Source organism: Bacillus sp. SIMBA_008 (assembly GCF_046535495.1).
Taxonomy (GTDB): Bacteria; Bacillota; Bacilli; order Bacillales; family Bacillaceae; genus Bacillus; species Bacillus subtilis.
Map to the genome: position 1 here is coordinate 1 of NZ_JAWRWL010001030.1, position 246 is coordinate 246.

Annotated in this window: 1 protein-coding gene; it reads left to right on the top strand. The window is 69.1% G+C overall.

Annotated features, from left to right (window positions below; all coding sequences use genetic code 11):
* The coding region (locus tag SB658_RS26535; protein WP_410603479.1) for a hypothetical protein at positions 1-246 on the top strand (246 nt) is incomplete at both ends.

Consider the following 246-nt stretch of genomic DNA (forward strand, 5'->3'; position numbering starts at 1 on the left):
GGTGCGCGACCGGACCAGGTCGTCGCCCTGGGCAACCTGAAGTTCGACATCGCCGTACCCGAACAGTTGCCGGCCTTCGTCGACGACTTCCATGCGCGCGTGCCGGCGACGCGGCCGGTGTGGATCGCCGCCAGTACCCATGAGGGCGAGGAAGCTGCGGTGATCGAACTGCATCGGCGCCTGGCCCGCCAGTTCCCGAACCTGCTGCTGGTGTGGGCGCCGCGCCATCCCGAGCGCTTTCCCAAG